Source organism: Phytobacter ursingii (genome assembly GCF_001022135.1).
Taxonomy (GTDB): domain Bacteria; phylum Pseudomonadota; class Gammaproteobacteria; order Enterobacterales; family Enterobacteriaceae; genus Phytobacter; species Phytobacter ursingii.
The window spans coordinates 2145702-2163854 of sequence record NZ_CP011602.1; the positions used below are offsets into that span (position 1 = coordinate 2145702).

An 18153-nucleotide genomic window follows, 5' to 3' on the forward strand; every position below is an offset into this window, starting at 1 on the left:
ACTATCAAAATAGAAAGATGATATAAGTTGTTATTTATTAATAATTATAATTATGCTTTTCATAGTTAAATACCTCTCATTTAAAAAAATAAGAGGTATCTTTAAGATGTATATATTATAAAAATCAATTTACAACCAAATGAGAAAGAAGACTGTTTTTGCACACTTTGCTATTATGATAAGATCGCAGCCATTCAAATTTCTCTATTATCCGGTCAATCCCGTGCTTGTCAGCGCCAGGAATGGTTGAACGTTTATATTTTAGCTCTTTTAATTTCAACTCAATCTCTGATGAATGTTTTTTAACATAATCTTCTACTACTTTAAGATGTTCATCAAACCACTTCCTATTATTCAGAATCATATTCTGAACTCTTTTACTTCCAGTATCAACTGTAGCAAGCTGGAAGCCAATATAATCAAGGAAATAAACGCCGTCATTAGAGTCAACTGAAACAAGCTGATTTCCGTTATACATTTCATTAGATAGAAATTTTATTTTATCCATTAATTTTATATTGGCTATAATATCCTCTGAAAAGGCAATGCGAGGATAAATGGCAATAGTACTCTCTATTTTATATGCCTCTATAAGCCCTTCACCTACAGCAAAAGAATCTTTAATGTAACAGTATTTATTAGAAATACCTCCTCGTAAAAAAACTCCTTTTTCAGAAAAACAATTAAAAATAAAAGTTTGCAATCTCATTGTGATGATAAAAAGAGCATTAGCAGAATGCATATACATTTTATCATGATTTGTTAAATCATCGACTTCTAAGGGATAGAAAGTTAATATAAATGAATCTGACACGAATGCATATTTTATATCATAAAATTGATATAAATCAAACTGTTCACTATGTTTGTAACTATCTTCAATTATTTTGTTGTTTTGGATATCAAAAATCCCTTTATTCATCTCCATGAAATTAACAAAATCTTGAGCAGCGTCTTCTGTGTTTATGGAACCGTTAATTTCCCTATAACCCAGCATATCGATAAAAAGAGTCCATTGTAAAAGTTTCAATTATCCTCCTTGTCAATTTTTTGTTCCGCAGTAGCAAATTGAAGAATGAATAGTGTTACATGAACTCCAATAAAAGGAAACCCGTGGATCATAAGCTTCGAAGATAATTTTGTGTTTCTAAGAGCCCAAACAAAATCAATGCGATTTTTAACGCAAGCAGATGCTCCGCTTCTCACTCAAAACAGAGCCTTCGCCCAGTTAACGCATCCGCATCGTGCCATATATAGTCATTCGAACCCTGAGGGTTACACTTTTAAGTGATTCAGGGTATGCGCTTACTGGTTACGAATATTGTGCCAGAATCATGTGATTTGATGATTGCCGCTTTGCTTTCGAGCCAGTAAGTGCTCCACGTTCGCTAACGAATACTCAGGGCATGCAGATAAACTGCTGGCTATATTTCTTTCGAAGAGCGTGGAATGCATACCAATCCCCGGTTAAAAGGAGTTGGTGATGACTGCTATAGATCAGTTTGCTGCTCATGTTGGTCTGGACTGGGCGGATAGAAAGCACGATGTCTGCGTTCAGTTTAAAAACGGTGAGCGCACATTCCATGTGATTAAACATACCCCGGAAGCGCTTGATACCTGGCTCAATGAGTTGCACCAGAAGGTCAGAGGCAGGATCGCTATCGCCCTTGAACTCAAGAAAGGCCCGGTAGTGTATGCTCTCCAGAAGTACCCCTTTGTTACTGTCTTTCCTGTACACGCGCTATCATTGGCCCGCTATCGGCAGACCTTCTGGCCAAGTGGTGCGAAGGATGATCCGCAGGATGCCGAGTTAGCGTTAGATCTGATGCTTCGCTATCCCCAAAAGATAAAAGCCATCGAACCCGACAATGCTGATATCCGTTTACTTCTACAACTAGTGGAGCAGCGTAGACTGCTGGTAGAAGACAAACGCCGCTTTGTTAATCGGCTCATTAACACGCTTAAGCAGTATTATCCTCAACCCCTTGAATGGTTCTCACATCGGGGTAGTTTGCTGTTGTGTGAACTGATTATACGGTGGCCCAGTCTGCAAAAACTGAAACGAGCCAGACGCGACACCGTTCGCCACTTTCTGAATGCCAAAGGTGGCCGCGCAACAGCCCTCACCGAGCAACGTGTTGCAAGTATTAATAACGCGATCCCATTGACTGCAGACCCGAGTGTTATAGAAGCTAATGCTTTGATGGCAACAGCACCTGCGACACAAATTAAAGTCGTGAGTGAAATCATCAAAACCTATGACGAACGCATTGAAACGCTATTTGACCCATTGCCAGATGCTGAACTGTTCAAATCACTTCCAGGCATGGGGCCGTGTATGGGACCGCGTATGCTTGCCGCACTCGGTGATAACCGCGACCGCTTTAACAGCGCCGAAGAAATTCAAAACTATGTTGGCATCGCGCCAGTAACCGAGCGAAGCGGTCAAAAATCTTGGGTTCACTGGAGATGGCAGTGTGCCAAGTTCGTCAGGCAAACCTTTATCGAATGGGCTGCCAAGACGGTTAACTCATCATACTGGGCCAAGTTGTATTATCAGGGGATGCGAGAAAAAGGAAAATCTCACCAGTCTGCAATCCGGGCTCTGGCATTCAAATGGATAAGGATTATTTACCGCTGCTGGAAGACCAGAACCCGTTATGACGAAGCGAAATATTTGCTGGCACTGGAAGCGCGAAAATCGCCCTTACTAATGCCGTAGAAAGCTTGTCGAATGTCTCAGGGCGTGAAGCGGACTTTTAACACCGCAAATCACCGGCAGACAAAAGTTTCATAGCGAGGTTCGAGCGGCGCAGTTTTGTCTGTCCGTGTTTATTTTCTTTGTTAGACCCCGCTGCTCGCATGGCTCAACGCCCGTCACTTTCACACGCCATACCTTCGAGAGTATTCACTTAGTCGCTGGTAACGGGCGTCTTGTTCAAGCTGTGCATCAGCTTGCACTATTTGATCTAGGCATTGCCCCAACTCCTGAGGGCCCCACTGTTGGTCGACAATTACGGCATTCAGTAGGCCCAGTGCGTCCGCTGGATACCTACTGCACATACCAGATTCGTGCAAAAGGTGAACAACGTAGTGCGGGTGTTCGATCGGTTGCAGCCAGTCCTGTACCGCAGTCAAAGCCACCGGGAATTCACCTCGGGCGGCAATCACCAAACGAGTCAAAGACTCGGAGATACGTGGGGTGGCCAGACCGCGAGATTTTGGCCAGATCTGTTGCCAGAATGGCTGGGCACGGTTTTTCCAATAGTCCTCACTCTGATCGGCCGTACCTTCAAGCGCTTGGGAGAGTGCCTGCGCGGACTCCTCCAGACCCTCTTGTGGGAGCGCGCCAATTGCTGATCGGAACTCCTCCACGGTGTATCCCTCGATTGGGCCCAATGCTGCATAAGTCAGAAAGGTTGCGAATTGCTGACGGTGCTCACCAAGATCCACATAGTGGTTTGCGCTCTCCAATAACTGTGACTTGAAAGCAGTCAGCAACGGCTGGTACAGACGCGGCGACCAGAGGAAGCCTTCCCACACGGCTTTTGCTTCGATGGGATTGCTCCAGCTAAACAGGGGCAACAGGTTCTGTTCAGTCCAAGGGCGATCCACGCGGAAAAATGTGATCAGCCACGAACCCAGCAGCACCCGGGCATGGCGAAATCGATCTATCTGCACGTCACACAGTGCGGTGAAGATGGGCTTCAATTCAGCAGGAAGCAGATCATTGTCGTTCGGGTTCTGCTTGAACCACAGGGAGATCAGTGCCTGCGTGACATGCCCTATGGGATGGTTGATCGCCGAGTCGACAGGGTCATAGGTCTCGATTCCGTTTTTGATGGTGCGAGACTCTGCTCCTGTTTCCAGTGCCAGGACACGGCGGCAAAGGTTCAGCAGGATGTCCTCGTGGTGGTTGATCTTTGAGGCCACCTTCATCCACCAAGTGACAGCACGGTCAATCTCCTGAAGTACTGCATCGGGCATCGTCTGCACCAGCGGTGCGGCGTATCTCCAGGAACGCAACACCATCCCTTCTTCGGCCCATGTTTGCAGAGCTTCACGCCACCGGTCCGGAGGCCACACTCCATCTTGTGATAGCTCACGTAACGCGGACAGGCTGTGAAAAAAGCGCGTGCGGCAAACGTCACGCCACGTGTCTTCGTAGAAAGGCCGCCGTTCTGGCATTGGCTTAGCGAGCCATTGCACCAGTTCCTGCCGCTTACGGGGCGCAATGTCTACATCTCTGCTGTCCTCGTAGTCTGGATCACCGGTGCCGCTCATCCAGTGAGAGAACTCGTCACGTTCGTTGGTTGCCAGTTGCCATTGTGGGTAGGCAGTAGAAATTTCCGCCAGGCGTGCCGCCGCCGACGGCCCCAAAACGAGGCCCGATGTACTAAGCTTGGCAAGATGTAGCCAGACGGAACGTGCCACTAAGTCTTTCCAACGTTCGGCTTCCAAGTCATCCCGGTACATATCGCGCGGAGGTCCAGCCAAGATGGCTGCTTCCAGACGGTCTTGTGCAATTCCTGCTAAATTACGCCCCTGCAAAACAAACAGCCTGAATACCTCCCGTCCGGTATTTGTGGACCACAGCCACCACGCACCTTCCTCCAGCAACCAATTCACCCACCTTTCGGGCGGTATGCTGTCGTCTTGGCTCGCTGCAAACAGAGCCAGACGTTTAAAGGTAGGGTATGGCAATTCAAACCAACTCAGAGCGATGCGCGTAGCGCGAGCGCTGTCGTTGGAGCGAACTACCAGCCATGCATCGCGCAGCAATTCAATCAGGCTCACCCAGTCGCGGAAACCTCGGTTCTGCCAGTGCTGAGTGATGGAAGGAAGATCCCAATGCGAGCGGTCGCTACGGTCGTCGGCCCCGTCCAACTCCCGCAACAGGTCCAGTGCATCACGCAACAACTGCTGGAAATCTTCTAACAGGTGAGGCAAAGCCAATTTCCATGGCTCGTTGGCAAGGTCATGCAGGGTTGAATGCACGTGATCAGCGGCTAGCACCAGCTCCCAGTCCACTAATTGATTGATTCGCGAGGGCTCGTCGGTGCTGCTCGAATCGTCGTCGCTCCAGAGAAACGGCTTCTTCAGCACTATCTTAGGAGCAAGTGACTCGCGTAATTCCAGACGTAATGTGGTGGTCAAGCCCTCGCGTTGCAGGCGGCCTTGCCAGCGATACAGCTCGTGGCTACTCCATGGCGATTTCACACGGCCACTGAGCAGAAGCCGCCACAAGGTGGACATCAGTGTGCCGGGAATAGCCTTGGGGGCATGCAAGAGAATTTCATCCCGCTCTGAGGTCCTGCCATCCCGCTCCAGCGCTGCGAAGTGCTCCAGTTTATGCTCGATCAGCCACGTCCAACGGTCGTGCATTTGCCCGCCGCGTTCGGCAATCCAGATGATCAGCCTCGGATCGTCCAGATAGCGAACCAGCCAGCGGGCTATATGGAACATCACGTCATCCCACTGGCTAAAGCTGACTCCTCCAGAGGCCAGCAGACTCTGCGGAGCACGATCATAGGGTGCAGGCCGTTGAATCAGGCTGAATCGAAGTTTGGTGTCGACCTCTAGGTGCGGAGGCACATGGAAGCGCGGCAGATCGCTGTACTGAAAGCGTTCGTCCGAGAAAGCCTCCAACAGCCAGTCCAGCGGCGGGGCGGGATTGAGGTCCGCAAAGCGTTTTGCCGGTAAACCTGATTTATCTGACAAGGCCCAAAGCATCCGGCCAACGAAATCGTCCTGCCGTGTGCTGTCCTGCGGACGGGCCAGAGCATGTTTGACGACGATAGCTTCTTTGCCCTGCACACCATCGCGATAAGTATCTGCCCAAGCGTGCAACGTTTGGTGGAGCACTGAATGGTCATAGGTGCCCGCCGGTACGGTGTAAAGGATGGGTGTGACGCCCTTGGCCTCCCACTCGATGGCTTTCCGGTGCTCCTGCCCCGGCTCACAATCACCCAGCGACCATGCTTGCTGCGTGACTTCACCGAGCATCCGATCAGCCGCCAGCGCATCCATCATGTAGCGCAATACCGGGTCGTTAATGCTGTAGCCCACGAAGCAGACCACGTAGTTGCGGAACAACTCGCTCACGAAGCGGGCTGCCCAGCGCTCCGTGAGGTAGGCCAAGCCAAAGTCGCCGCTGGTGACTACCAGACGATTCAGGGCGGTATCGTCCGCTTTTTCCGGCAGCAGCCCATGCAGGTAGACAAGCCCGTCCCAGCGGCTGTTTTTCGGAATTGGCAGCATCGGCGCTGCATAGGCTTGGAACGCCTGGCCCGTGCGCTTGGCTGCCACATGAAAGATGCGGTCAAAGTTAGTAGTGACCAACCTAATGGCACCTTCGCGGCTACGCGCCAAGCGCAATAGTGCCGCCTGGGTATCGGTAGCCCCCCTGCGACGGAGCTTTGGCTTCAGGGCTTTTGCCAGTGCGCGGCGGACGGCCATACGCTGCCCCGGCAAGCGCCGTTCCAGCAGGTCAAGTGTGGCGTCGAACTGCCCGCGCTCGAAAGCCTCACGCTCAATTTCTGAAAGTGTTGTGCCGTTAAGCCGGTAAATCTGCTCCACCAAACCCTTGAAACCCGGCAAATCGGCAGGGTAAGAAATTCCTGCTCCGCAGAAGAACACCACGCGGCCTTCCTCGTGCGCCTGCAAAAGTTCATCCGGAATATCAGGCCCATGTGTGATGAATTGCATTCCTTTTCTTCCTGTCCAATGTGGGTGTTCATTCGAGCAAATGAGGGCTCAATGGGGCTAGCAGCTTATTATACCGACCGGGTTAGGTCGGCCTCCTTGCAAGCTACTCTACCTTGTAAGGTCACAAAGTCCAACGTCCGCTCCTCGCTCATATCTGCCCTTTAAGCCCTGCCTTTGGGCAGCTATGTGCTAAGGGCGGACGTGGCCAATATCATCCTTTGTTAAATAAAGGGGAGCAGGTCATCAGTTAGAAATTGTATTTCAAAAAAGTGATAAAGAATTTATTGAAAAATTACTTTCGCTATAAGGGGGGCCGACGTAGAACGTCTAAATGTGGGTTTGACATTTATAAACGCAGGTCGCTAAAGCTGGTTGACTCCAAAGATAGATCGATACCAAGAAAGATAGTCTGAAGAGCGCAGAGCCTCAACTGTGAGGATATCTGACGTTTGTACGTCAATTACTACGATGCCCGCCATTGCAGCTTCAACGGCAATCTTACTAATGGCTGTCAGGATGTCACCGCGGCCTCTAAGACCAAGGTGTAACGTCGCATCCGAGAGGGACACTTCAATAAACATACCCGCTTCACCGACGATGGCGGAATCATCCGCCTGCCATATAAGTCCAGGGAATAGTTGTTCGGCGTATGCCTTGTAGTTTGCTCGTGAGAAGGAACTGTCCTGCTCGAGTTCACCGATCGAATTCACTACACCCTTTGCTTTTACCAGCACGAAGTCAAGACTCATTCTTTATTCCGACTTACTTTCATTGGCCTTCTCCCCGTTGATTATCACATGCCGGTGTTAGTCCGTCATCTGATATATACTGGCTTAAAGGACCGCTCCTCGCTCACAGCAGACATGATGGTCACGAAGTCTGTCCGCTGCGTGCTAGAGGCAGATATAGTCTCACTATATGGACAGCATACTATAGTCTGCGGGTAAAGAGTAATAGATTATTGTTTTTATAGATATTTTATTAATTTAAATCTCGTAAACGGGGCTTTTGGATAGAATTTAATGAATGGAACAGAATGGGAATTTGACGATAAGCCAAATACCGCGGTGATAGCAAACCGTAAAATAATCTCAGACGGTCAGTGGATAGCTTACGTTTCTCATGACGATGATGACGGGATCTGGCAGTTTCATACCAGCCAGACGGAGTTATTAAGTGAGGAAAACGCAATCGTCCTTAGTCTTCAGAATATTGTCATGATAGATCACTCTATAACTTATCTAGCTGACTTACCACGGGGGTGGTGCGCATGGAGAAATTCAGTGAACGATCCATGGGAAAAGTACAAATTATCCGAATAATGTCAGGATGAATTAACCTGTCCCCATTGCTTAAGATATCTTGCTGTAAGTATACATTCCGAATGTCTGCTTCACGCCCTGAGACATTCGACAAGCTTTTTATGGCTTCAGTAAGGGCGAGTGTCTCGCTTCGAGAGCCAGCAAATATTTCGCTTCGTCATAACAGGTTCTGGCCTTCCAGCAGCGGTAAATGATCCTTATCCATTTGAACGCCAGTGCCCGGATCGCAGACTGATGAGATTTGCCCTTTTCTCTAAGGCCCTGATAATACAGTTTGGCCCAGTATGATGAATTAACCGTCTTGGCAGCCCATTCAACAAAGGTCTGCCTGACGAACTTGGCACATTGCCATCGCCAGTGAACCCATGATTTTTGGCCGCTTCGTTCGGTCACCGGTGCTATACCTGCGTAGTTTTGAATTTCTTCAGCGCTGTTAAACCGGTCACGATTATCACCAAGTGCAGCAAGCATCCGTGGGCCCATGCACGGTCCCATGCCCGGAAGTGATTTGAACAGCCCCGCATCTGGCAATGTGTCAAACAGCGTTTCGATTCGTTCGTCATAGGTTTTGATGATTTCACTCACGACTTTAATTTGTGTCGCCAGTGCTGCTGCCATCAAAGCATTAGCCTCTATAACACTCGGGTCTGTAGTCAATGGGATCGCATTATCAATACTCGCAACACGTTGCTCGGTAAGGGCCATAGCGCGACCACCTTTGGCATTCAGAAAGTTGCGGATCGTGTCGCGTCTGGCTCGTTTCAGTTGTTGCAGACTGGGCCACCGGATAATCAGCTCACACAACAGTAAGCTACCCCGATGTGAGAACCACTCCAGTGGCTGAGGATAATACTGTTTAAGCGTGTTGATTATCCGGTTCACAAAGCGTCGTTTATCTTCAACCAACTGACGACGTTGCTCAACCAGTTGCTGAAGTAAGCGAATATCCGCATTGTCGGGTTCAATAGCTTTTATCTTCTGGGGGTAACGCAGCATTAACTCTAATGCCAGCTCGGCATCCTGCGGATCATCTTTAGCGCCGCTGGGCGAGAAGGCTTGCCGATAACGAGCCAGGGACAATGCGTGGACGGGGAAAACGGTGATAAAGGGGTATTTTTGAAGAGCATATACCACGGGGCCCTTCTTCAGTTCGAGAGCTATTGCGATTCTACCTTTTACTTTCTGGTGTAACTCAGTAAGCCAGGCATCAAGCGCTTCTGCTGTATGTTCAATCACATCGAATACGCGTTCACCGTTTTTAAACTGAACACAGACATCGTGTTTTTTATCAGCCCAGTCCAGACCAACGTGCGCAGCAAATTGATTAGTCACAGTCATCACCAACTCCTTTTTATCGGGGATTGGTATGCATTCCACGCTCTTCGAAAGAAATATAGCCAGCAGTTTATCTGCATGCCCTGAGTATTCGTTAGCGAACGTGGAGCACCTACTGGCTCGAAAGAAAAGCGGCGATCATCACATGATTCTCGCTCAATATTCGTAACCAGTAAGCGCATACCCTGAATCACTTCAAAGTGTAATTCTCAGGGTACGAATGACTATACCTCGCTCTTAGCAGACCTAATGCCCTTGTCGCTATTAGCTTCATGCAATAAATAGATTCAGCTAACATTACGGCTTGCTAGATTAGATACCTCGAAACACATGGTTCGCCTGGGTGTGGTACTGACAAGAAAATCATCATAAAAAACCATGCCAGTTGCTCATGTGGAACAACTGGCATATCCACCAGAGTGAACTACTGCAGACAAGGGCCGATTTTTAAGTGGCTATTCTTTCATTTCGAAGGTTTTTCTTAGTCCTTTACTTACCATACTTGCTGGCGCAAAGCGGCGTAATCTGGCAAGCAGCGTGGCTTCACCTCCTGGGGTATTGCGCATTTTCCATGGGCCTAGTGCAGCGGCCACAATTGTCCCTGCCACAGCCTCTGACCTGCCCCCAGAGTTAGATACAACCTTCAGTTAGTAATGTCGGTTGGTTTTTCTTCATATTTCCCGTTTCGCCAGCCCGCTGCAAATTCAGCCGGCGTCAGGTAATTCAGTGATGAATGTGGTCGACACTCGTTATAATCCAGTCGCCAGTCATTAATGATCTTCCTGGCGTGAACAATATCGCTGAACCAGTACTCATTCAGGCATTCATCACGAAAGCGTCCGTTAAAACTCTCAATAAATCCGTTCTGCGTTGGCTTGCCGGGCTGGATAAGTCGCAGCTCCACACCATGCTCAAAAGCCCACTGATCGAGTGCGCGGCAGGTAAACTCCGGGCCCTGATCGGTTCTTATCGTAGCCGGATAGCCGCGAAACAGCGCAATGCTGTCCAGAATACGCGTGACCTGCACGCCTGAAATCCCGAAGGCAACAGTGACCGTCAGGCATTCCTTTGTGAAATCATCCACGCAGGTCAGGCACTTGATCCTGCGACCTGTGGCCAGTGCGTCCATGACGAAATCCATTGACCAGGTCAGATTGGGCGCCATCGGGCGGAGCAGCGGCAGACGTTCTGTTGCCAGCCCTTTACGACGTCGTCTGCGTTTTACACTCAGGCCATTAAGTTGATAGATGCGGTAAACCCGCTTGTGGTTAACGCAAAGACCTTCACGTCGCAGAAGCTGCCAGATACGCCGGTAACCAAAACGGCGGCGTTCAAGTGCCAGCTCTGTGATGCGTAGAGACAGCTGCGCGTCAGCAGGCGGACGCTGAGCCGAATATCGGCAGGTTGACAGGGACAGACCTGCCAGCCTGCAGGCACGACGTTGCGACAGACCCTTAGCCTCGCACATGACTTCCACGGCTTCCCGCTTCTGGTCTGTCGTCAGTACTTTAGCCCAAGAGCCACCTGAAGCGCCTCCTTATCCAGCATGGCTTCAGCAAGCAGCTTCTTGAGTCTGGCGTTCTCTTCCTCAAGAGACTTCAGGCGCTTAACCTCAGGCACCTCCATACCGCCATACTTCTTACGCCAGGTGTAAAAGGTGGCGTCGGAAATGGCGTGCTTACGGCAGAGCTCACGGGCAGAAACGCCGGCTTCGGCCTCGCGGAGAATACAGATGATCTGTTCGTCGGAAAAACGCTTCTTCATGGGGATGTCCTCATGTGGCTTATGAAGACATTACTAACATCGCGGTGTATTAATCAACGGGGAGCAGGTCAAGATCGCAATTGCAACTATCCGCTTTAGACCAACAGCAGCGTACCGCTGATGGATTACATTCCCTAATGTTGCTAAGCGGACGAGTTTGGCTTGGCTAATTCTGTGGAGTTGATCAAGATTTCATGTAACGTTACAACACGAGATCCGCCCGACATTTTTCATCACGCTTTGTTTTATACTTATTGTTAATTATGTAACGCCTGTAACCGATAACATTATTTATGGCTTCAATACGAGATGTAGCAACCAGAGCTGGCGTTTCTACCGCAACGGTATCCCGGGTGATTAACAATCATCCTAGCGTAACAGTACAAACTCGTCGTGTTGTACACGAGGCAATGGATTTTCTTTGTTATGTACCAAACAGAAATGCAGTCCAACTGAGTGGCAAATGCTCCGGGCTGATTGGTTTGGTAGTCCCCAATCTGGTTAATCCGCATTTCTGTGAACTTTTGTCCTCACTGGAAGAAGAGGCTCGCTACACCGGGAAAACCATTTTGGTTAAGACCCACCAGAATCAGCCGTTTCAGGATCGGCAAATGATAAGAGCGCTGGCTGGCATGGGTATTGAAGCGCTGATTTGGGTTCCAACTGAGGCGGAATCGTCACTCTCCGCGTGGCTGCAGGCTACGGGCATTAATACTGCCGTGGTAACGCAAACTTCCCGCTTCTTTAATTCAGTTTCCAACAACCAGGAACGAGGGGCTGAAAAGGTTGCCGAGCACTTTATTGATACTGGTCGCACCCGTTTTGGTTTTATCGGACAGGATGGTGTGGATAACCGCAAGATGTCCGCCTTTTGTAAGAAAGTTCGTAGCCGCGGATATCAGGTGGAAAAGCAACATAGCTACTGGATACCCAAAGGGGACGGCGAAGATAACCGAGGGCATATCCACTCATTGGATAAAATTGTCGATAATATTCTTACACAAGAGGATAAATTAAACTGCATGTTTATTTATAACGATGTCGCGGCAAGCTATGTTATTGAACACCTGCGACGTCGTAACATTCGCATTCCTGGTGATATCGCTATCGCCAGTTTTGATAACACTATTATCGCACAGATGCTTAATATAACGAGCATTGCTCAACCAATAAATGAAATGGGTAAACTGGCATTCGAGATAATTAACGCCTCAGAAAAAAAGGAAGATATTGACTCTATTGAACTGACGACCAAGTTAATAATTCGCGAAAGCAGCCTGGGTATGACTGTGACGAAAGTATAACTGTTGCTTTGCAGTTAATATAAATTCAGCAGGTTAATTAACTCTATGGCGAGCCATGGAGAGAAAGTTCATTGCAAAAAACTCATCACGACCGGAAAGTATATTTTATGAAAAAATTAACATTACCTGTTACTTCAGGCATGAAGTTTGATATTTGGCTGAAACGCAGCCGTGAAAACAGCTCGCCTCTATTACAGTTTTCAGCAGGAGGGGAAATTATCTACGCGATAAAAAAGGCCGCTGACTATCATCAATATTTCACCTATACCCATTATTCCGATCAGCCGTTAACCATTGAATGGGATGAGGATGCAGCGGATATATCTCTGTTTTATTACTGGCTGTCGGAAACATTAGCGCAGGAAGGCGTTACCTTTTTGATCAGTGATACACATACGCTTTACCCGGTTGGACGCAGCAAGATGGTGGACTGGTATTCGAAGGAATCGCTACGTCCGGCGCTGCATTTTTCCCCGTTTATAAACTGGATGAACGACCCTAACGGACTATGCAAAATCGACGAGACCTATCATCTCTTCTATCAGTATTATCCGCACAGCACTGAATGGGGACCAATGCACTGGGGGCATGCCGCCAGTGAGGATCTTTACCACTGGCGACACTACCCTGTCTTTCTACAACCGGAGCAAAACCTCGAGGCGCTGGGCGCGACTGGCGGTGCATTTTCCGGCACCGCTTTTCAGGAACGCGACGGTAAACTTCGGTTCTGGTTTACAGAACGTCTGCCAGCGTACGATCTTTATAAGGGCTATCGTGAAGTGCAGAAGTGCGCTACACCGGGTCCTTGGCTGGATAAAGTTGAATCAGTAAAGCAGGTCTTGAGCGAGCTGCCAGCAGGCGTAGGTTGTGATTTCCGCGATCCGAAGGTCTGGTTCGATGGTGAAAAAAACCACTATTTTATGCTACTTGGCGCGTCAGTGGATGGCGATCCGGCAGCACTGCTGTTCACTTCGGAAGACAGTGATGAGTGGACATTCGACCACGTGCTATGGCGAGCGGATAGCCACTTCAGGGAACACGGTGGACGTTGTGTCGAATGCCCGGATTTTTTCTCTATCAACGGGAAATGGGTATTAATCATCGGTATCGTCGGCTATACCGAGCCACAAACCGGCCGTCATAACTTGCTCTATGCCCAGACCGGAGACTTCAACAGCGGTCGCTTTACACCTGATGATAAGCCTTTGCAGACACTGGATTTCGGCACCGATTTTTATGCCTTACAAACTTTTCGCGACGGGCAGCAGATACTGGGTTTCGCCTGGCTCTATAACTGGGCCAGCAAAAAAAGCGCTGCGTCAGTCTACAGCGGTGAAATGTCTTTGCCGCGCCGCTTTATGCTCAATAACCATGGGGCTCTGTGCATGCAGCCGTTGCTACCGCCAGAAGCATGCGTTAGACAGCGAACTGACCATCATCAGGCATGCCAAAATGGATTGCTGCATCTGTCTGTCGATAGGCAGCAGTCGTTTTCACTGAAGCTGACCGGTGAGGACATATCCCGGCTGCTTTTGACACTGAACGGGGAAACAGGCGAACAAGCAGAACTGTGTTACGCCGAAAATTGGCTTACGCTTCGGGCCGAATGTCATGACGAAGGGCAGTATGGCGCTTACGTTGAAAAGATCGAGACGCTTGAGCTGTTTTTCGACGCTGGCATTGTCGAGGTTTTTGCCAACGAGGGAAGCCATTGTGGCACAAGGCGTTACTTCCATCTCAGTTACTGTAATGAGCTTACGCTGAAATACAATTCATCAGCACAGATAACCACGGCACGACTGACTCAATACCGTAGCATTTGGGAACAATAACCATGAAGATGAAAACAAATACAAAAAGCCAGAACATTATCTGCCTGGGTGAGCTGTTGATTGATTTTGTTTGTACCGACATCGATCAGGGATTGGTACAGGGAGAAAAGTTCCTCAAGAAAGCGGGCGGCGCGCCGGCAAATGTCGCAGTCACTATTGCCCGACTGGGAGGGGCAGTCCGGTTGGCTGCGCAGGTTGGGAACGATCCTTTCGGTGAGTTTCTTATCCAGACGCTGCGTCGTGAATCGCTGGATACCTCGTTGATTATACGTGATAATCAAGCACCCACAACGCTCGCTTTTGTTGGTATTCAGCATGACGGTGAACGTGATTTTGTTTTCTGCCGTGGGGCCGATGGTCATCTGGCGCAACATAGCCTGCCAGCAGATTTTTTGCACGACAGTAAAATCGTTCATCTGGGCGCCGCTACAGGTCTACTAGACGGCGAGCTATATAAGACTTACTTAGCCGTAGCGCAGATTGCAAAGGAGAAGGGAAAAATGCTTTCGTTTGATCCCAACTTCCGCAGCGGTCTATGGGGTGGCAATGAGGCTGAGTTTATTCACCGTTGTGGGCCGTTGCTTGCAATGGCTGATGTGATAAAAATGAGCGAAGAAGAGTTAGCCCTGATAACCGGTTATAGCGATCTGGCAAAAGGTTGCCGCTATTTACATGACCGTGGAGCAACCTTCGTTAACGTTACGCTCGGCAACCGCGGTACCTGGGCCAGCTACTGGGACGGCAGGCAAGAGCAGGTTCCTTCCATAGAAGTTAAGTCAGTGGATTCGACAGGTGCCGGAGACGCGTTCGTCGGCGCACTGCTGTTGCGGTTTACTCAGCGGGATATAACACAAATAAACTATAACGATTTCATTACAGACGTTGCCTGGGCCAATAAAGTTGGGGCATTAACCTGTACACGCTTTGGTGCTATCGATGCGATCCCAACACTGGCCGAACTGATGCCGTAAGAGTCTTTAAGAATTTTAATTCAACAATGATAAGGCCCGCATAAAGCGGGCCTTAAACGTATCAGAAAAAGTATTTAAAACGCACACGCCCACCGTAACGGGCATCTTCATGTTTGTCCCCTTGAGCAGGATTCGCTTCGATCCACGAAGCGTAAGCACCCAGGTAGATGTTAAAGTTCTTCATATCCATGATATTTGGAAGCTGCCACGATGCATGAAGAGTATGGATATCGTAATCGCCTGCTTTAGCGATCCAACAGTTGTCATCACAAATGTCAGCGTAGTTGGCGGCGCTAAATTTATCGATTTTGTTATGCGCAAAGATATAGCCCAGTTCAAAACGGTGCCATAGAGAATTTATGCCTGCGGTGAAATCTTTTTCATCTGAGGCATCCATATAGGCAACGTTCAGGTTGGTCATAACACCATCCTCGGGATCGGTTTTTTGTTCATTCCAGGTCATCGTCCAGCCATAGCCGGTACGGTCTGATTGATCGACCCAATTGTTATTGTTAGCGTAATAACCGTAGGCGTTATTTATGATGTTCTTTTCCATCGCCACAGCAGTTGAAAAACGACCGCGGCTCCAAACCACAACAGGACGCAAGTAGGCAGCATTTTTTTTGTTCACGAGCGTGTTGCCGTGGTAGCCCGCATCTTGGAAGAGAGAGCTGCCATTTGCCAGCAGACTATTCAGCTCAAAGTACCAATGATTCTGCGTTTTGCTGAGCAGGAAATTTCCACCATTGCGGCTGCGGCCCCGCCCCTCTTTCATCATGTAGATATAGCCGTAGCCATCACTATAAAGGTCATTGGCGGTATTACCGGAATATTCAATAAAAGTATCTTGATTGAGAGGGAACATATCATACGCTTCGAAGCGCCCTATTTTTACCTTCCAGTCATCTTCGCGGCCAAAGAAAAATACAGCGTCATCAACATCCATTTTTCCGGTCATATAAGCCAGCGGCTGCGCGGAAAAACCCGCAAAATGGCCGTTGTCGGCTCTGCGGGTGCCGTCAAATCCCAGAAGAATTCGCCCGTTAATATCCCAACGCTCATTATTACCCTTGGCCCAGTTTCTTGCCGAGTTATTTACCGATGTCAGGCTGCCGGTGCTGCTGGCTGCATCCATATTGAATTCAACATCACCATAGAGTTTGATATCGCTATTGCCTGAAAGCATTAATTTTACAGGCTCGTTCGCGTGCGTTTCTGATTTATCAGTGTTAACTATTGCCGTCAGCATATTTTGCTGAGTGACAAGCTTCTGCTGCTTCAACGCTTTGATCTCGTCCTGAGCCTCTTTTGCTTGTCGCTCGGCATTGATTAAACGCTGCTCAAGTTGAGTAAAACGCTGGTTGATATCATCAGAGGTAGGAATTTGCGCTGCCGTCAGGCCAGAGGAAAATAGTGTACCTAAAGACAGTGCCACATATTTTATATTCATTATTTTATCCCTGCGTTTAAAACACAAAAAAAGGGGGCATAAGCCCCCCGTTTTGTTCGGAGCTTGCGAGGTAAGACCGCTACATCCCTGGTGTTGGTGTGGCTCGGAAGGCGTTTACCGTTTTGTCCACTATTACTTGTGCATCACTTCCTGAATCCAGAATTATGTTGTGCAGCGATTCCTTTTCTACCTGTACCATGGTGACATCAAGCGACATCAGGGTATCGACGGTCAGCAACGCGCGTACCTGGGTATCAAAGCATGATTGCTTCGCTATTTGCTGTGCATTAGCGGCTTCGGTAGTGGCGACAATATGATTATCGGAGAGGTAGTTTCCGCTACCTGAAACGAGACGTATAACTACAGGCCTTGCACCAGATGGCTTAATATATTGAGCTTCTATGGTTTCAGAAATATGGTTGGCAACAATGGAGTTATTATTGCCACTGATGTACAGCAGGCCATATAAGTCATCTAAACCGTTATCGTATTTCTGCATAGGCCCCCAGGGCTCACGTTCACGAAAGAAATGGTTTGAAGAAATCATGTTTTCTGAACAATTATTTTCGAGTACCAGCATACCCGGATAAAACGAATGGAACCTGTTGCTGGTAATAGAAGAGCGAACCACGCCAGAAAAATGAACACTACTCGAACCACGCGGAAAAACATTATTTGCCGCTACCAACAGCCCACCAAAATTTTCAGCATAAATCGAATAGCCGTTATAACCAGCGCCGATTAAGTTATCAGTGATTTTTGATGCCTGTCCTGCTCCGCGCAGCTCTATGCAGTTGCCGCATTCTGCAAGAAAGTTATCATGTATTGACAGCGCATCGGCGTTATAAATCACGGCACCATGCTCTAAATAAATCATTCCCATACCCGTTATACGGAATGAGTCCTGCGCACTGGCGATATAAATACCCGTTTTACCATTGACATAGCTATTTTCCGGGTCGCTATCCCCAACAAAATGTAAGCCATCAATGCAGAAGTCAGCAAACTCAACAGAACTAATGCGTGGATTACCATCTCTCTTAACGTAGAACGCGGCTGTACTATGTTCTTCATCGCCCACCTGCGGAGTAAGATCAACCAGAATACGACTGCCGCCCGGCCACAATTCATGCCAGTCGGCCCATTCATTTTGCGGCGTATTAAAACGAATGCTTGAAGAAGTAAAACCGTGGCCGGAACCCATAATTTTAAGATAGCTGATATCGATCACCACCTGCGTTGTTAAGTGGTAGTCGCCTGGTGGAATATAAATTACCGCACCTGGCTTTCCCCCTTCATTAATATCTTTTTGCGTTTGCCTGGTTTTAATATCGTCGATAATGCTGTTAATCACTTCACCAATATCCTGATGTGCATTTCCGATATTCCATGCTGTCACATCATAATAATTTTCATTAGACATAAATTAATATTCCTTAAAAGGCGTGCAATCTATCAGCAGCCTGC

General features: G+C 48.5%; 11 protein-coding genes. 4 read left to right on the forward strand and 7 right to left on the reverse strand.

Translation table 11 applies throughout. The features are described from left to right. Positions 1-124 precede the first annotated feature (124 nt). A complete protein-coding gene (locus AB182_RS13585; RefSeq protein WP_047370564.1) occupies positions 125-1030 on the reverse strand; it encodes a hypothetical protein in 906 nt (301 codons plus the stop codon). A 453-nt stretch (positions 1031-1483) separates the two neighbouring features. Here AB182_RS13585 and AB182_RS13590 point away from each other — a divergent pair, with 453 nt between their 5' ends. Further along, on the forward strand, positions 1484-2722 hold the full coding sequence (locus AB182_RS13590; protein WP_047370565.1) for an IS110 family RNA-guided transposase: 1239 nt from the start codon (positions 1484-1486) through the stop codon (positions 2720-2722). A 161-nt stretch (positions 2723-2883) separates the two neighbouring features. Here AB182_RS13590 and dsr1 read toward each other — a convergent pair whose 3' ends face one another. The 4 genes from dsr1 to AB182_RS13615 form a co-directional block, all read right to left on the reverse strand. Next, positions 2884-6708 carry an anti-phage defense-associated sirtuin Dsr1 gene (dsr1, locus tag AB182_RS13595; protein WP_047370566.1) on the reverse strand — a complete coding sequence of 1275 codons (3825 nt, stop codon included), beginning with the start codon at positions 6706-6708 and terminating at the stop codon, positions 2884-2886. Between the two features lie 362 nt (positions 6709-7070). Continuing rightward, positions 7071-7457: a hypothetical protein gene (locus tag AB182_RS13600; protein WP_047370567.1), complete on the reverse strand. Its 387-nt coding sequence runs from the start codon at positions 7455-7457 to the stop codon at positions 7071-7073. A gap of 672 nt (positions 7458-8129) precedes the next feature. Continuing rightward, positions 8130-9368: an IS110-like element ISEsa2 family transposase gene (locus AB182_RS13610; RefSeq protein ID WP_000219087.1), complete on the reverse strand. Its 1239-nt coding sequence runs from the start codon at positions 9366-9368 to the stop codon at positions 8130-8132. 640 nt (positions 9369-10008) lie between these two features. Continuing rightward, a protein-coding gene (locus AB182_RS13615) for an IS3-like element ISKpn34 family transposase (protein WP_120773466.1) occupies positions 10009-11129 on the reverse strand; the annotation gives its coding sequence in 2 pieces (ribosomal slippage) (positions 10009-10877 and positions 10877-11129; 1122 coding nt in all). Between the two features lie 293 nt (positions 11130-11422). On the opposite strand from AB182_RS13615, the gene AB182_RS13625 reads away from it, so the two are divergent. The 3 genes from AB182_RS13625 (at position 11423) to AB182_RS13635 (ending at position 15236) form a co-directional block, all read left to right on the forward strand. Then, positions 11423-12433: a LacI family DNA-binding transcriptional regulator gene (locus AB182_RS13625; protein WP_047370569.1), complete on the forward strand. Its 1011-nt coding sequence runs from the start codon at positions 11423-11425 to the stop codon at positions 12431-12433. Between the two features lie 107 nt (positions 12434-12540). Beyond that, positions 12541-14265 carry a GH32 C-terminal domain-containing protein gene (locus tag AB182_RS13630; protein ID WP_047370570.1) on the forward strand — a complete coding sequence of 575 codons (1725 nt, stop codon included), beginning with the start codon at positions 12541-12543 and terminating at the stop codon, positions 14263-14265. Positions 14266-14267: 2 nt separating this feature from the next. Continuing rightward, positions 14268-15236 (forward strand): carbohydrate kinase family protein, encoded by a 969-nt coding sequence (locus AB182_RS13635; protein WP_222708282.1) that lies wholly within the window; start codon positions 14268-14270, stop codon positions 15234-15236. Positions 15237-15297: 61 nt separating this feature from the next. On the opposite strand, the gene AB182_RS13640 is transcribed toward AB182_RS13635, so the two are convergent. Continuing rightward, the gene (locus AB182_RS13640) at positions 15298-16686 is read right to left on the reverse strand and encodes a carbohydrate porin (RefSeq protein ID WP_047370572.1); all 1389 of its coding nucleotides are present in this window, start codon (positions 16684-16686) and stop codon (positions 15298-15300) included. A gap of 79 nt (positions 16687-16765) precedes the next feature. After that, positions 16766-18109 carry a NosD domain-containing protein gene (locus AB182_RS13645; RefSeq protein ID WP_047370573.1) on the reverse strand — a complete coding sequence of 448 codons (1344 nt, stop codon included), beginning with the start codon at positions 18107-18109 and terminating at the stop codon, positions 16766-16768. Positions 18110-18153 lie beyond the last annotated feature (44 nt).

What these genes read in the sequence shown, in the direction of transcription:
- dsr1 (WP_047370566.1), bottom strand. Translation starts at nt 6,708, where the DNA reads ATGCAATTCATCACACATGGGCCTGATATTCCGGATGAACTTTTGCAG.
- AB182_RS13645 (WP_047370573.1), bottom strand. Translation starts at nt 18,109, where the DNA reads ATGTCTAATGAAAATTATTATGATGTGACAGCATGGAATATCGGAAAT.
- AB182_RS13635 (WP_222708282.1), top strand. Translation starts at nt 14,268, where the DNA reads ATGAAGATGAAAACAAATACAAAAAGCCAGAACATTATCTGCCTGGGT.
- AB182_RS13610 (WP_000219087.1), bottom strand. Translation starts at nt 9,368, where the DNA reads ATGACTGTGACTAATCAATTTGCTGCGCACGTTGGTCTGGACTGGGCT.
- AB182_RS13630 (WP_047370570.1), top strand. Translation starts at nt 12,541, where the DNA reads ATGAAAAAATTAACATTACCTGTTACTTCAGGCATGAAGTTTGATATT.
- AB182_RS13590 (WP_047370565.1), top strand. Translation starts at nt 1,484, where the DNA reads ATGACTGCTATAGATCAGTTTGCTGCTCATGTTGGTCTGGACTGGGCG.
- AB182_RS13625 (WP_047370569.1), top strand. Translation starts at nt 11,423, where the DNA reads ATGGCTTCAATACGAGATGTAGCAACCAGAGCTGGCGTTTCTACCGCA.
- AB182_RS13600 (WP_047370567.1), bottom strand. Translation starts at nt 7,457, where the DNA reads ATGAGTCTTGACTTCGTGCTGGTAAAAGCAAAGGGTGTAGTGAATTCG.
- AB182_RS13640 (WP_047370572.1), bottom strand. Translation starts at nt 16,686, where the DNA reads ATGAATATAAAATATGTGGCACTGTCTTTAGGTACACTATTTTCCTCT.